This window comes from Serratia sp. A07, from assembly GCF_058725505.1.
In genome coordinates this window covers 84799-98591 of sequence record NZ_JBZXDO010000020.1, presented here as the reverse complement: position 1 = coordinate 98591, position 13793 = coordinate 84799, and the positions used below count along the sequence as shown (strand labels likewise).

The window sequence follows — 13793 nt, the reverse complement described above, 5'->3', positions numbered from 1 at the left end:
ATTACCCGCGGGCAGTAAAAAAGAAGCCGCAACGTTATACGTTGCGGCTTCCTCAAAAGCTTAACTGACAAGCATTAGGCCCCTGGGCCGCCTTTTTGCTTATCATTCGCCGCGCAACACCTGTAGCCTGGCTATCTGCCGCCCCTGCGCATCGAAGTTGTCCGCGCTCAGCCAGCGCGCCAGCGCCTGCCGCACCGCCGGCCAACGGTCGGCGGTGATGGCGAACCAGTCGGTATCCCGGCTGCGCCCCTTGACGATCACCGCGAAGCGGAAGTTACCCTCGTAGCGAAAGCCAAAGCGCAGCGCGGCCTGGCGCGACGGCGCATTATGGCTGTCGCACTTCCACTCGCAGCGGCGGTAACCCAGCGTGTCGAAGGCGTAACGCAGCAGCAGCGCGATGGCTTCGGTGGCGCTGGAGCGCTGTTTCATCAACGGCGACCAGCTGACGTGGCCGATCTCCAGCACGCCGTTGGCCTCGTCGATGCGCATCAGCGCCACCGTGCCCACCGGCGCGTCGCTGGCGGCGTCGAACACCGTCAGATTGACCAGCGCCGGGTTGGCCTGCAGCGTCTCCAGATGTTGCAGCATCGCCGCCGGCGTATCGGGCCGTTCGATAGACAGATAGGTCCAGTCGCGGCCGTCCGGCGCCAGTTGAAACGTCTCGAACAGCGCGGCGTAATCCCGCTGCGGCTCGAGCGGCGCCAGCGAGCAGAAACGCCCGCCGAGCGTCGCGCCCCCCGGGCGGCGAGCCGGCTGCCAATCCGGCATCGGTTCCCCGACCGGCTGACCATAACGATTCATTGCCATAAACGCCCTCCTGCGATTAACGGGAATAAACGATAAACGAGCTTCTTCTGCCGATTTTGTCGTACAGCGAGCGCGCCGGCGCGTTGTACTCCTGGGTCATCCAGTAGACCCGATCGCTGCCGCGCGTCTCTGCCAATCGGTATGCCTGTTCGAACAGCTTTTCCGACACCTTGTGGCCGCGCGCCTGCGGTGACACATAGAGATCTTCGATATAACAATAGCCGACCGCGCTCCAGGTGGACGGGTGGAACACCAGGTTCATCAGCCCCAGCAGCCGGCCCTCGGCATCCTCTGCCACCAGCCCGTACACCTGTTCATCCTGCCCCAGGCGTGCGAAGGTGCGATCGGTCACCTGCGGCGCCACGTCGGCGCGGTAAAAATCGAGATAGCCCTGCCACAGCGCCAGCCATTGCGCTTTGTCGTCGCCATTGATTCTGCGGATAGTCACTTCAGGGTTGGATAGGTTCATAGCGCCTCACGGAGTAAGATATTATTTCCATTAGGGAAATAATCGGATAGCGGCAGAATACACCGCGCGGCGGCGGTGCAATACGGACCAATCAAAAACGCAGAGCAGACCAATTTTAACCGTCGCTTGCCACCGGCAGCGCGCTGAACACCTGCGCCAGCGTCGTGATAAAGCGCACGATCTCATCCGGCGTATAGGCCGAGAAGCCGAGCACCAACGCCCCGCGCTGCGGCGTGCCGGTGTAGAAGTCCGCCAGGCCGTACAGCCGAATCCCCCGCTCGGCGGCCGCCGCCACCAGCCGCCGCTCCGTCGCCGCATCCGCCAACGGGCAAACCAGCTGCAGCCCGCCCTGCGGCAGCGCCGGACGCGTCCAGGCCGCCAGGTGACGATGCACCGCGTCGTACAGCGCGTCCAGCCGCGCCTTGTACAGCGTGCGCATATTACGCAGATGCTCGGCGTAGCCGCCCTCGTGCAGGAAGTGGAACAGCGTCATCTGCGCCAGCGCCGACGTGTAGCCGTCCTGAAACTGCCTGGCGGCGACCAATGGCCGCACCAGCTGCGGCGGCGCGATCATGAAACCGATGCGCAGCCCCGGAAACAGCGTCTTGCTGAAGGTGCCGAGGTACAGCGTGCGCCCACCGCCGTCCAACCCCTGCAGCGCCGCCTTGGTTTGCCGGTCGTAGTTGAACTCGGCGTCGTAATCATCCTCGATGATCCAGGCTCGCTGGCGCTGCGCCCACTGCAACAGCGCCAGCCGCCGATCGAGGCTCAGCGAATACCCCAGCGGATAGTGATGGGACGGCGTGATATAAACGCCCCGTCCGCCGCCCGAGGCCTGCATCAGCTGCCCGACATCCAGCCCCTGCTCGTCGATGCCGATCGGCCGCGCCTGCAGCCCCGCCGACTGCACCAGCTTTTTCGCCCCCTGGTAACCCGGCTCTTCGACGAACACCGCATCGCCGGGATCGAACAGCACCTGGGTACACAGCGCCAGCGCCTGCTGAGAGCTGGTCACCACGATCACCTGCTCCGCCGTCGCCTTGACGCCCCGCTCCCGCTGCAAGTAGTGCGCGATCTCCGCGCGCAGCTCCGGCAACCCTTGCGGATCGGCATACCCCAACAGCCGCTCGCCGTGCTGCCGCAGCGCCTGTTTCTCCCGCTGCAGCCACTGGTCGATAGGAAACGCCCGCAGATCCGCCAGCGAAGGCGTCAGCGAAGCCTGGCGGCTGGTGTGCGGCGTATGGCTGACAGCCAGCAGCGCCCGGCCGCGGTCGCTCAGCTCGCGCTCCGCCAGCCGCGCCTCTTGCCCCGTCGCCGTCGCCAGCAGTTCGCGGCCGAGCAACGTGTCGCAGCGATAGCGCACAAAGCTGCCGCGCCCCACCGTTCGGCTGATGAACCCTTCCGCCTCCAGCCGAGCGTAGGTCTGTTCCACCGTGTCGCGCGCCAACGCCAGCCGGGCCGCCAACGCACGGCTTGGCGGCAGCTTCGTCCGCCAGGGCAGTTCTCCGGCGGCAATCAGCTGCAACAGGGCCTGATGCAGCGCCGAACGCCGGGTCAGGCCTTGCCGGCGCTGCTGCGCGAAGGCGGCCAGGATCGCCGCGTCGTCCGCGTGTCGTGGGGTGTCGCTCATGGGGGATATTTCTCCTGGCTCTGGGGGCCGACGCACTACTCTACCTCATTTCGCTCCGGCGGCGGCAGTTGCGCTGCCCGGCGAAATCCCCTTAAATAAGCCATCGCATTGCGGCTACAGGACTTCCGTCGGCTATGAGCAAGGAGACCAACCAGCGTCTGCTGGACAAACTGCAGCAGGATCTGGCCAGCGCGGGCGCGATGCCGCTGTATTTGCGCTTCAACGCCTCGGTACGCCAGGCCATCGAGCAAGGGTTGCTGAATTCGGGGGATTTTCTGCCCAGCGAACGCCTGTTCACCGAACGGCTCGGCATCTCGCGCATCACGGTGCGCAAAGCGCTGGCCTGCCTCGAACAGGACGGCATCATCGGCCGCTCGCGCGGTTACGGCACCTTTATTCAACCGCAACGGCCCGAGCCGAAGCTGTTCTATTCATTGGCGGACGTCAAAGGATTCTCGCGCGAGGTGATACAGCAAGGGCGCCGGCCGGACACGCAATGGATCAGCCGCGAACGGATGCCCGCCGGCGCTGAACTGGCTGAAAAGCTCCAGCTGGCGGCCGGTACGCCGATCTACAAACTCAAACGCATTCACTTGATCGATCGGCGGCCAATGTCGGTGGCGGTGTCCTACGTGGTGGTGACGGCAATTGCCAACGTCGACGAGATCGGCATTTCGCTGTACGACTACTTCCGGCGCAATAAGGTCGAGATGGGATCGCTGCGCAGCCAGGTCAGCGCGGCGATGGCCGACGACGATATCCGTCAGGCGCTGCGGCTCTCGGAGCCGATGCCGCTGTTGATCGTGCGCCAGACGCTGTTCGACCACCATAAAAAGCCGATCGAATACAGCGAAAGCTTCTGCCGCAGCGACATGTATGAATTTACCAGCGAAAGCTGATCCGTTGCGCCACGCGCTCGCTTACGCCTCGCCCTGTCGGCGGCGACGAAAACGCGCGAACGCCTGAACGTAAGCCTCGATATCCAGCGGATTCATCCGTTTTAACTCCGCCAGCAATCCGGGTTCGATCGCTTCTGCGCCGTGCAGCGCGCCGCAAATCGCGGTGGCCATCGCGCCGATGGTGTCGGTGTCGCCGCCCAGGTTGGCGCACAGCATGGCGCACCGGGTAGGATCGGTTTGCGCCAGCTGCACCATCGCCAGCGCCGCGGGCACCGACTCGATGGTGCCCACCCCGGCGCCGATCAGCTGATACACCCGTTCGGAGGCCTGCTCGGTGTCAGCGGCTTCATCCACCACCTGAAACGCCAGTTCGATGCGCGCCGCCAGCGAAGGGCTGAACGTCGTCTCCTGCCGGCGCTGGGCATACTCCGCCACCTCCGGCAACGCCAGGCGAATCGAGGCCCAGTCCGCCCCCTCCACCGCCCGCGCGACGGCCCAGGCGATCGCCACGGCACCGGCGACGGCGATGTCGGATTTGTGCGTCGGGCTGGAAGCCAGCCACACCTGCTGGCAAAAATCCTCCAGCGGCGCGGAAGGCAGCACGCAGCCCAAAGGCGAAATGCGCATCGCCGCACCGTTGGTGATACCGTTGTTTTCCAACTCGGCGATCGGCGTGCCCGCTTTCTGCTCGCTCAGCGCCAGTTTGGAACTGGGGCCGAGAATGTTCTTGTTGAAGGCGTCAAAACCGTCCACCCAGCGGATCACGTTGCGGGCAATCAGTTCCGGCACCACCTCGCCTTCCGCCTCCAACAGCGCATCGGCCAACGCCAATGCCATCGCGGTATCGTCGGTATATTGCCCGGCCTTGAAGTAGCAGGCGGCGGTGTTCTCCTTCGGCCCATCGAGAAAGCCGTCTATCCAGCCGAAGTGGCGCTTAACCCGCTCGCGCGGCCACAGCTCGGAAGGCATGCCGAGCGCGTCGCCCAGCATCTGTCCGTAAAGTGCGCCCGCTATGCGTTCTGCCTGGGTTAACTGCTTCATCCGTCGCTCCTGAAAAGTGTGCCGATACATCCATAATACCTTATTAGTACCTTTAAAGCTTTTCAAGCGGTCCGGTTCACCCTTCCGCCTGCCGGCAATGCCCACCGCGTTTAAGGTGCGTTTAACGTTGCCCCGCCGCTGTTTATCCGACGTTTATCAGAGCTTGCCGATAATGTCGGCGAACAAATTGATAACGCTTATTTTAATACATTGCTTCGGCTCTCTTGCGGGCCGAGCGGGTTATACCTACCATAACCTCAGCATTTTTTGCCAAAATGGTTCAGGTGGCCGCGTTATCCCCTGACACGCCGCAGAGCGTGTTCCCTTTTATCGCGTGGGTGACAGGACGTTCACCCGCACAGTCACAGGAGTTCGCCATGCGAGTACTGGTTGTTGAAGATAATGGTTTGCTGCGCCACCACCTTTCCGTTCAGATGCGCGAGATGGGCCATCAGGTCGACGCGGCCGAAGACGCCAAGGAAGCCGATTACTTCCTGCAGGAACACGCGCCGGATATCGCCATCGTCGATCTCGGCCTGCCGGGCGAAGACGGCCTGAGCCTGATCCGCCGCTGGCGCGCACACCAGACCAAGCTGCCGATCCTGGTGCTGACCGCCCGTGAAAGCTGGCAGGACAAAGTGGCGGTGCTGGAAGCCGGCGCCGACGACTATGTCACCAAGCCGTTCCACCTGGAAGAAGTGATCGCCCGCATGCAGGCGCTGATGCGCCGCAACAGCGGCCTGGCTTCGCAGGTGATCGTGCTGCCGCCGTTCCAGATCGATCTGTCGCGCCGCGAACTGAGCGTTAACGATCAGCAAATCAAGCTGACCGCTTTTGAATACACCATCATCGAGACCCTGATCCGCAACGCCGGCAAGGTGGTGAGCAAGGATTCGTTGATTCTGCAACTCTACCCGGACGCCGAACTGCGCGAAAGCCACACCATCGACGTGCTGATGGGCCGCTTGCGTAAAAAGGTGCAGGCGGAATACCCGCATGAAGTGATCACCACGGTACGTGGCCAGGGCTATCGTTTTGACGCGAAGTGAACATGATGTTCAACAAGAATAAAAAACCGTTTTCGCTGCGCGCCCGCTTCCTGATGGCGACCGCCGGGGTGATCCTGGCGCTGTCGCTCTCTTACGGTTTGGTGGCGGTCGTCGGCTACATCGTCAGCTTCGACAAGACCGCCTTCCGCCTGCTGCGCGGCGAGAGCAACCTGTTCTTCAGCCTGGCGCAGTGGAAAGACAACAAGCTCACCATCGCCATTCCCCCCGATATCGATCTCAACTTCCCGACGCTGGTGTTTATCTACGACGATAAAGGCAACCTGCTGTGGAGCCAGCGCAAAGTGCCGGAGCTGGAGAAACTGATCAACAAGGAGTGGCTGGAGGAGTCCGGCTTCTACGAAATCGACACCGACACCCGCGTCAGTAGCGAAGTGCTGGGGGACAATCCCAAAGCGCAAAACCAGCTGAAAGATTACGACGATACCGATCAGAACGCGCTGACCCACTCGGTGGCGGTCAACACCTATGCCGCCACGCCTCGGCTGCCGGCGCTGACCATCGTGGTGGTCGACAGCATTCCGCAGGAGCTGCAGCGATCCGACGTGGTGTGGGAGTGGTTCAGCTACGTGCTGTTGGCCAACCTGCTGCTGGTGGTGCCGCTGCTGTGGCTGGCGGCCTACTGGAGCCTGCGGCCGATCAAGGCGCTGGTCACTCAGGTGGGCGAGCTGGAGAACGGCGAGCGCGATCAGCTCGACGAAAATCCGCCCAGCGAGCTGCGCGGGCTGGTGCGCAATCTGAACATTCTGGTGCGCAACGAGCGCCAGCGTTACACCAAGTATCGCACCACCCTGTCGGATCTGACCCACAGCCTGAAAACGCCGCTGGCGGTGCTGCAAAGTACCCTGCGTTCGCTGCGCAGCGGCAAACAGACCACCATCGAAGAAGCCGAGCCGATCATGCTGGATCAGATCGGGCGCATCTCGCAGCAGATCGGTTACTACCTGCACCGGGCCAGCATCAACTCCGGCCAGACGGTGCTGACGCGCGAGATCCACTCGGTGCCGGCGCTGCTCGACAGCCTGGTGGTGGCGCTGAACAAGGTTTATCAGCGCAAAGGGGTAGTGATCACGCTGGACATCTCGCCGGAGGTGACCTTTATGGGCGAGAAGAACGACTTTATGGAAGTGATGGGCAACGTGTTGGAAAACGCCTGCAAATACTGCCTGGAGTTCGTTGAGATCACCTCGCTGCACTCCGAGAAAAACCTCACCATCGTCATCGACGACGACGGCCCGGGGATCCCGGAAAGCAAGCGCCAGCTGATCTTCCAGCGCGGCCAGCGGGTGGATACCCTGCGCCCCGGCCAGGGCCTGGGCCTGTCGGTGGCGGCGGAGATCATCGAGCAGTACGACGGCGAAATCGTCATCAGCGACAGCCCGCTCGGCGGCGCGCGCATGCAGGTCACCTTCGCCCGCCAGCACGACACCCACCACAACGAGTAAATTATGCCTCTGTGGCCCCGATCCACGGGGCCAAACTTCCGTTATAATCGCACTCAGGCTCACTCCTCTCTCCTGGAATAGAACATGGATTATCAATTAGACCTGGACTGGAACGATTTTTTGCAACGTTATTGGCAAAAGCGTCCGGTGATTCTGAAGCGCGGCTTCAAAAACTTTATCGATCCGATCTCCCCGGATGAGCTGGCCGGGCTGGCGATGGAAAACGAAGTGGACAGCCGCCTGGTCAGCCACCAGGACGGCCGTTGGCAGGTTGCGCACGGCCCCTTCGAGAGCTTCGACCACCTGAGCGAAAACAACTGGTCGCTGCTGGTGCAGGCGGTGAACCACTGGCATGAGCCTTCCGCAGCGCTGATGCGCCCGTTCCGCCAGCTGCCGGACTGGCGGATGGATGACCTGATGATCTCCTTCTCGGTACCGGGCGGCGGCGTCGGCCCGCACCTCGATCAGTACGACGTGTTCATCATTCAGGGCACCGGCCGCCGCCGCTGGCGCGTCGGGGAAAAAACGCCGCTGAAACAGCACTGCCCGCATCCGGATCTGCTGCAGGTGGAACCGTTCGACGCCATCATCGACGAAGAGATGGAACCGGGCGACATTCTCTATATTCCGCCGGGCTTCCCGCACGAAGGCTACGCGCTGGAAAACGCGCTCAACTACTCGGTGGGCTTCCGCGCGCCGAACGGCCGCGAGCTGGTGAGCGGCTTCGCCGACTACGTGCTGGCGCGCGAGCTGGGCAGCAAGCGCTACGGCGATCCGGACGTTAAACTGCGCGAACACCCGGCGGAGATCCTGTCGCAGGAAGTGGACGCCTTACGGCAGATGATGCTGGATCTGGTGCAACAGCCGGAACACTTCCAGCACTGGTTCGGCGAGTTCATCTCCCAGTCGCGCCACGAGCTGGATCTGGCGCCGCCGGAGCCACCGTATCAGGCCGGGGAAATCTACGAGCTGCTGCAACAGGGTGAAGCGCTACAGCGCCTGGGTGGGTTGCGCGTGCTGCGCGTCGGCGATCGTTGCTTCGTCAACGGCGAGCTGATCGACACCGACCAGCTGCAGGCCGCAGACGCCCTGTGCCAAAACTTCAGCGTCGATGCCGCCCTGCTCGGCGACGCGGTGGACGACCCGTCGTTCCTGGCGCTGCTGACCGCGCTGGTCAACAGCGGGTATTGGTACTTTAACGACTGATTGCGGTCACGCGAACAAGCCACCCTGCCGGGTGGCTTTTTTTATGCCTGCCGCGCCTGTGCGCGGTAATCCGCCAGTTCCCCCGCCGCCATGCCCGCCTGCTCCGCCGCCGCACAAATCTGCCGCCAGGTATTGGCATCGATCGGGATGCCCTGCTCCAGCCGCGCCGCGCGGTTGGCCTCTTCCCACTCTCCCGGGACGGCGATCGGCTGTTCGCCGCTCGGCGGCGAAGCTTTCACCCAGCCGATAAAGGCTTCGGCCTCGGCCTGCATTTGCGGGGCGTCGAAGGCCTGAGGATCGAGGATCAGGGTCGTCATGCAGTTGAAGATGGCGTCGCTGTCGGCTTTCAGCGTGGCGTCGTGGGTGGTGCGGCCGCCGGAGAGCGCGCCGCCGAGGATTTCGCACATCGCCGCCAGCGCATAGCCTTTGTGCAAGCCGAACGGCAGCAGCGAACCGAACGGCGCTTCGTGCATCACTTTCGGTTCGGTGGTCGGCTGCCCGTGTTCGTCGATCAGATAGCCCGGCGCTACCAACAGCCCTTTGTTATAGGCCACCCGGGTCTTGCCGAAGGCGATACCGCTGGTGGCAAAATCCAACAGCAGCGGCGTGCGGCCCGGCCGCGGGAAAATGGCGCAGAACGGGTTGGTGCCGAAGCGACGATCGCTGCCGCCGAACGGCGCCACCATCGGATCGCCCACCACGTTGACGAAGTGAATCGAGATAAAACCGGCGCGGGCGCACTGCTCCGCCCAATGGCCTATGCGGCCGATATGGTGCGCGTTGTGCAGCGCCACCGCCGCCAGGCCCAGCTTGCCAGCGCGTTCAATGCCCAGCGCCATCGCTTCGCTGGCCACCACCTGACCGAAGCCGCGCGCACCGTCGAGCGTCAGCACCGCGCCGGCGTCGCGCACCACCTCGGCATGTTGATTGAGCTGCAATTGCCCCTGCGCCAACGACGCCATGTAGCTGGGGATCATGCCGACGCCGTGCGAGTCGTGCCCGGCCAGATTAGCCTGCACCAGATGATCGGCCACCAGCTCGGCTTCGCGCGCCGTGCTGCCGGCCTGGCGCCAAATCGCCTGAACGAACTGCGCCAAATGCGGGCTGGTGATACGGTATTCGGTGCTCATCATGCGGTCCTTATGCGTGGGGAATAGGCTTCCACACTATGAGCAACGCCTTGTTACGGCAAGCGATTATGCCGATCGCAAGCGTCCCGTTTTAACTACAGTATCTGCACGTTAGCTCAGGCGACAAAAAAGCGAGGGCCGCTACTTTAGCCACCCGGCATAAGGCTCGCGTTATGGCATCCCCACCAGCCAAAAAAGAAACCCCCAACAAAATTTCGTTTGCTGGGGGTTAGAAATGCACGAATCAGACCATAACCACGGCTATTCGATACCGTATTTTTTCTCGGTTACGAATTTCGGTTCTTTCCAATTGGGGCCTTTTTTAACAAGCATTTTGTCACCCCATTCAATAACGCCATTCTGACGTAACTGTTCGAACACCCGCCTGAATTCACCATTCCCAATTACTGTAAAATTATGGCGACTAAAGAATCGATCCATTTGGGGATAACCAAACCCATCCTCATTTCTCACCAAAAAGGCAATGACGTCAGAAATTTTTTCTTCTTTTGCCAAGCGTTCTAAATCAATCATTTTAGCATCCTCAACTCTTGTTGTTCAGCAGCGTCTAAAGCCTCCTGCGTATAGAGCAAAGCCTCGCTGTTGCCTAATTGATAATCTTCCAACGTCGCAGTATGCGTATTATTCCACACTTCCCCTTGATTATCTGGCACCGAGCCATCTCTAATACCCAAATTGCGATAACGCTCCAATTCCCTGATCTCATGTGTATAAAATCGCCTGTCAGTATCGGTGGGAGGCAGTTCTCCCTTCAAGATCTTTTCCAGGCGGCCGATCATCACTTTGTTAGCGTCTGACTCTGTAAAACGCCCAGTATGCAGCTTCACCTTATCCACGCCGGCACGGTCGATGCTGGCCCCTTTCCAATCCAGATTCTGAATGGGGCCTCCAGCTTTATTGGTGTTGTATTCACGACCACTGTATTTGCCCCTGGCGTTGGTTTCACCATAGGGCTTGCTCACCATCACATAGATGGCCTCTACACCAATCTCCGTCGCATCCGGCTGCCACAGGATAAAATCTTGCAGATCCTGCACCACATCCGCCGGGAAGGTGGTGACCACGATGCTGTCCGCCTGCCTGATGCCGGTGCCGGTATGCACTGGCGATTTGGGCCCCGGTGAGCCGTTGCCGGTATGCGCCGGCGCTGCCGGCCCGGTCGGTACCGGGTTGATCAGTATCGTTCTGGCCGGTGCGCCTGCCACCGCCGGCAGCGTGATTTTGTCCAGCCCCGTCAGCTCATCGCGAACGGGACTGAATACCGGCACGCTCGGTGATACACCGCCGACGCCCGTTCTGACGAAGTTGACGCTCTGTCTCCCGTCATCGTCGGTGGTGATAAATCCGCGCACCGGCAAATCGACCGAGGTCATGCCGGGCTGGATGGTCGCCCTGCCCGCCGCCGCCAGGCTCGCCTGGAGGGCAAACAGATTGACATCCCGCCCGGGCACCTGGGCACTCCCGGCTCCGGCCTCTGTCGGGTAGAGGCCGAGGGCAAAAGCCCCCAGCACCGAGCCGGCGGCGACTGCGGTGCCGGCGCGTATACTGCCAACTTCATAAGCCGCCCGCCACGACGCGCTCGCTGCCCAGCCGGCCAGTTCGCTCGTGGTCGTCATCACGCCTTGCCCGACCATCGACGTTTGCAGCATCGCGGGCGCGCGGTTAAGCACCATGGCGCCTGCGGCAGCCAGTGCCGCATTGGCCGCTTTTAGCTTTTCCGGGGAGTAGCCCGGTGCATCCAGAATCCCCGCTTTGGCGAACAACGCTTTTCTGGCTGCTTCCACCTTGCGTGCCTCTTCAGCCTTGCGAGCCTCTTCAGCTTTACGAGCTTCTTCAGCCTTGCGAGCCTCTTCAGCTTTGCGGGCCTCTTCAGCCTTACGAGCTTCTTCTGCCTTGCGGGCTTCTTCTGCTTTCCGCTGTTCCTCAGCGACATCCTTAAGCATCTGTTACTGTTGGTAAGCACGGGTAAGCGAAGGAACTTCTACTGTGGTTTTTCGGTACCCCGTCCGACTGTCCCCTTTCCCCCCACCGTTAATCTCATACTCAATCACAACCTCGGTCATGACTTTATTGTTATCCAACCAATAGCCCGGTGGTATCTTCCCTTGCAGAACCGATGAATAAACACTAAACGTGACGTTGTTTTCAGCCACCGTATTGGCATCACCATTGTTACCGCTGGGCCCACGCTCGTAATCACCGAGTCGGTATCCGGTTTCAACCGTTCCTGAGTAAACCGTCTTTTCATTTACTGTGCCCACGCCAGCAGTAAATGAAAATATTGAATCTCTTTCTATTTGCGGTCGCACTGACTGAAAAGCCATCTCTACGGCGAGAGACTGCTCACGACGCATACCCGAAAGGCTTATACTCAACAGACCGCGCGCATCTACACTGACTAATTCGACTTTCGCCGATGGACTAATGCGCAGAGCCCGCTTTTGCAAATCCGCCAGCATATTTTTAATCGCCGGATCATTCAGCACTGCGGTCATCTGGCGTTGGAAAGCACCCACCTGAGAGTTGTCGTTGCCACTGTCTCGACCGCCATTGCCATTGGAGCCACCACCGGGTTCGGGAGTATCTCCTTTTTCAGAACTCCAGCCAGTCCCATCCCCTTTTCCGCCGCCATAGTTAAATCCGCCCATATCTTTCTCCTTGTTCGAGGCAGGCGGAGCAAATATTGCATTATTCAGCCGCAATAATTACTCCGTTGAAAATCCCGTCAGTTGGCCGTGACTCAAGTATTTTGAGACGTTGAAATCATGCCTTCCAACGCCGCCAACCGCGATTCCAACCCTTCTCGGGCCGCTCGCTCTTCCTTAAGCGCCTCAACCAACAGCGCCACCACGCCGTTGATATTGATGCCCCGGGCATCCTTCAGTACGCTGCCGTCGTTGAGCTTCAATTCGGTTTGGGTGACCGACTGCGGCAATACGCTCTCCACTTCCTGAGCGATCACCCCGGCCTCCGGCACGCCCTGTTTGAGGTAGGTGTAGCCGCCGATATTGGCCAGCTTGTCCAATGCGCCGGCAATTTGGGTGATGTCCGTTTTCATGCGGGCATCGGAGCTGCTGTGCCAGGCGCCGTTGGTGAAGGCGTTTCCATTATTACGGAATTCAAATAGGCCGCTGCTTTTGTCATCACCAACCTGAATTTCCACAAACTGGTTTTCACGTATCCGCTCGCCAAGGTACAGGTTGGCATAGACTCTTCCATTTCCCTGCAGGTGCAGACCATAGGTGACGTTTAACGCGTCATTTTTTTTGACAACCCCTTCAGCCCAGAACCAGCCATTGGGATTGCGCTTAGTCAATTGCCCCACCGAAAGCTCAGCGTTAGGCTTCACCTGGAGTTCGTTCCAGTTTCCTTTCATGTCACGATAAGACAGCAGGCCGTAATCCTGCTCATTGCCGACAATCCGTGAGCCCATCAGCATCGTTGAGGTCTTATCGCCGCTGGTGAACTTGCTCTCAACAGGGGAAGAATAATAGATTTGTCCGTTGATAAGTGGGGCAGGTCCGGTAGTCGAAGTCGAGATACCCGCGTCATGCGATACCATCGCACCACCGGAAATATCCACCCCATTGCGCAAGGCCACCCTGCCGGAAGCCAGATTGAAAGAGAACGGGCGCAAGGTGTTCCACTGCCCGTTTTGCGCCTGGCCGCCCGGCGTCGCCAGCGCGTAAAAATCATTGCCGTCGTTGCGCAGCATCACGCCGGTGTTGCCATAGGCCAGCCGAAAACCGTTGGCCGATTTGGAGACGATTTCACCGTCGCTGACCACGCGCTGGCGCAGCGTAGACAGCGATTTCAGCTCCGCGATATCGTCGTTAACGCCGTTAATCACCTGCGCATTTTTCTTTTCTTCTGCCATGATTGTTACCCTCTTACGTCCTGTTTGATGGCGGTTAACAGCGCTCATTCCCCCAGCATTCCCTGGCCACTGGGCTCACCGCACCGAAGCTGTAAAACCGGTTAAGCACACAGAAACCTGTATGCATAAACAGCACGTTATCTCGAAGGATAATGGGATTCCCTCACCGCGGGTTGTGTGGTGAACGAAACAACCCTGAGA

Annotated in this window: 13 protein-coding genes; 4 read left to right on the top strand and 9 right to left on the bottom strand. The window is 60.6% G+C overall.

The features are described 5' to 3' along the window. Positions 1-102 precede the first annotated feature (102 nt). From AC4PR2_RS18700 to pdxR, 3 genes are all read right to left on the bottom strand, one after another. Positions 103-807: a GNAT family N-acetyltransferase gene (locus AC4PR2_RS18700; RefSeq protein ID WP_492175359.1), complete on the bottom strand. Its 705-nt coding sequence runs from the start codon at positions 805-807 to the stop codon at positions 103-105. Positions 808-823: 16 nt separating this feature from the next. Beyond that, positions 824-1276 (bottom strand): GNAT family N-acetyltransferase, encoded by a 453-nt coding sequence (locus AC4PR2_RS18695; protein ID WP_100396292.1) that lies wholly within the window; start codon positions 1274-1276, stop codon positions 824-826. Positions 1277-1391: 115 nt separating this feature from the next. Beyond that, entirely contained in the window at positions 1392-2906 is a 1515-nt protein-coding gene (gene pdxR, locus AC4PR2_RS18690; protein WP_337046987.1) for a MocR-like pyridoxine biosynthesis transcription factor PdxR, read from the bottom strand. 134 nt (positions 2907-3040) lie between these two features. Between pdxR and AC4PR2_RS18685 the strand changes: the two genes are divergently transcribed. Beyond that, complete coding sequence (locus tag AC4PR2_RS18685; protein ID WP_038877791.1) at positions 3041-3805, top strand: GntR family transcriptional regulator; 765 nt, start codon at positions 3041-3043, stop codon at positions 3803-3805. A 21-nt stretch (positions 3806-3826) separates the two neighbouring features. On the opposite strand, the gene AC4PR2_RS18680 is transcribed toward AC4PR2_RS18685, so the two are convergent. Next, positions 3827-4846, bottom strand: coding sequence for an ADP-ribosylglycohydrolase family protein (locus tag AC4PR2_RS18680; protein WP_337046986.1), 1020 nt, complete (start codon positions 4844-4846; stop codon positions 3827-3829). A 377-nt stretch (positions 4847-5223) separates the two neighbouring features. On the opposite strand from AC4PR2_RS18680, the gene phoP reads away from it, so the two are divergent. The 3 genes from phoP (at position 5224) to AC4PR2_RS18665 (ending at position 8564) form a co-directional block, all read left to right on the top strand. Next, a complete protein-coding gene (gene phoP / locus AC4PR2_RS18675) occupies positions 5224-5895 on the top strand; it encodes a two-component system response regulator PhoP (protein WP_492175358.1) in 672 nt (223 codons plus the stop codon). A 5-nt stretch (positions 5896-5900) separates the two neighbouring features. Continuing rightward, positions 5901-7358, top strand: a complete 1458-nt coding sequence (gene phoQ / locus AC4PR2_RS18670; protein WP_060440708.1) for a two-component system sensor histidine kinase PhoQ — start codon at positions 5901-5903, stop codon at positions 7356-7358. 84 nt (positions 7359-7442) lie between these two features. Next, entirely contained in the window at positions 7443-8564 is a 1122-nt protein-coding gene (locus AC4PR2_RS18665) for a ribosomal protein uL16 3-hydroxylase (RefSeq protein WP_492175357.1), read from the top strand. 41 nt (positions 8565-8605) lie between these two features. Here the strand turns inward: AC4PR2_RS18665 and AC4PR2_RS18660 are convergent, their stop codons facing one another. From AC4PR2_RS18660 to AC4PR2_RS18640, 5 genes are all read right to left on the bottom strand, one after another. Further along, a complete protein-coding gene (locus AC4PR2_RS18660; RefSeq protein WP_443014652.1) occupies positions 8606-9694 on the bottom strand; it encodes a malate/lactate/ureidoglycolate dehydrogenase in 1089 nt (362 codons plus the stop codon). 261 nt (positions 9695-9955) lie between these two features. Next, complete coding sequence (locus tag AC4PR2_RS18655) at positions 9956-10228, bottom strand: hypothetical protein (protein ID WP_015377598.1); 273 nt, start codon at positions 10226-10228, stop codon at positions 9956-9958. Then, positions 10225-11658: an S-type pyocin domain-containing protein gene (locus AC4PR2_RS18650; protein WP_492175356.1), complete on the bottom strand. Its 1434-nt coding sequence runs from the start codon at positions 11656-11658 to the stop codon at positions 10225-10227. Before AC4PR2_RS18650 ends, AC4PR2_RS18655 begins: the two co-directional genes overlap by 4 nt. Positions 11659-11661: 3 nt before the next feature. Continuing rightward, on the bottom strand, positions 11662-12417 hold the full coding sequence (locus AC4PR2_RS18645; protein ID WP_492175355.1) for a hypothetical protein: 756 nt from the start codon (positions 12415-12417) through the stop codon (positions 11662-11664). Positions 12418-12455: 38 nt separating this feature from the next. Continuing rightward, entirely contained in the window at positions 12456-13592 is a 1137-nt protein-coding gene (locus tag AC4PR2_RS18640) for a phage tail fiber protein (RefSeq protein ID WP_197802036.1), read from the bottom strand. Positions 13593-13793: the final 201 nt, after the last annotated feature.

Excerpts from the sequence above, each read along its gene's own strand:
- phoQ (WP_060440708.1), top strand. The coding sequence starts at position 5,901 with ATGTTCAACAAGAATAAAAAACCGTTTTCGCTGCGCGCCCGCTTCCTG.
- AC4PR2_RS18655 (WP_015377598.1), bottom strand. The coding sequence starts at position 10,228 with ATGATTGATTTAGAACGCTTGGCAAAAGAAGAAAAAATTTCTGACGTC.
- AC4PR2_RS18685 (WP_038877791.1), top strand. The coding sequence starts at position 3,041 with ATGAGCAAGGAGACCAACCAGCGTCTGCTGGACAAACTGCAGCAGGAT.
- AC4PR2_RS18680 (WP_337046986.1), bottom strand. The coding sequence starts at position 4,846 with ATGAAGCAGTTAACCCAGGCAGAACGCATAGCGGGCGCACTTTACGGA.
- AC4PR2_RS18665 (WP_492175357.1), top strand. The coding sequence starts at position 7,443 with ATGGATTATCAATTAGACCTGGACTGGAACGATTTTTTGCAACGTTAT.
- AC4PR2_RS18650 (WP_492175356.1), bottom strand. The coding sequence starts at position 11,658 with ATGCTTAAGGATGTCGCTGAGGAACAGCGGAAAGCAGAAGAAGCCCGC.
- AC4PR2_RS18640 (WP_197802036.1), bottom strand. The coding sequence starts at position 13,592 with ATGGCAGAAGAAAAGAAAAATGCGCAGGTGATTAACGGCGTTAACGAC.
- AC4PR2_RS18700 (WP_492175359.1), bottom strand. The coding sequence starts at position 807 with ATGGCAATGAATCGTTATGGTCAGCCGGTCGGGGAACCGATGCCGGAT.
- phoP (WP_492175358.1), top strand. The coding sequence starts at position 5,224 with ATGCGAGTACTGGTTGTTGAAGATAATGGTTTGCTGCGCCACCACCTT.
- AC4PR2_RS18695 (WP_100396292.1), bottom strand. The coding sequence starts at position 1,276 with ATGAACCTATCCAACCCTGAAGTGACTATCCGCAGAATCAATGGCGAC.
- pdxR (WP_337046987.1), bottom strand. The coding sequence starts at position 2,906 with ATGAGCGACACCCCACGACACGCGGACGACGCGGCGATCCTGGCCGCC.
- AC4PR2_RS18660 (WP_443014652.1), bottom strand. The coding sequence starts at position 9,694 with ATGAGCACCGAATACCGTATCACCAGCCCGCATTTGGCGCAGTTCGTT.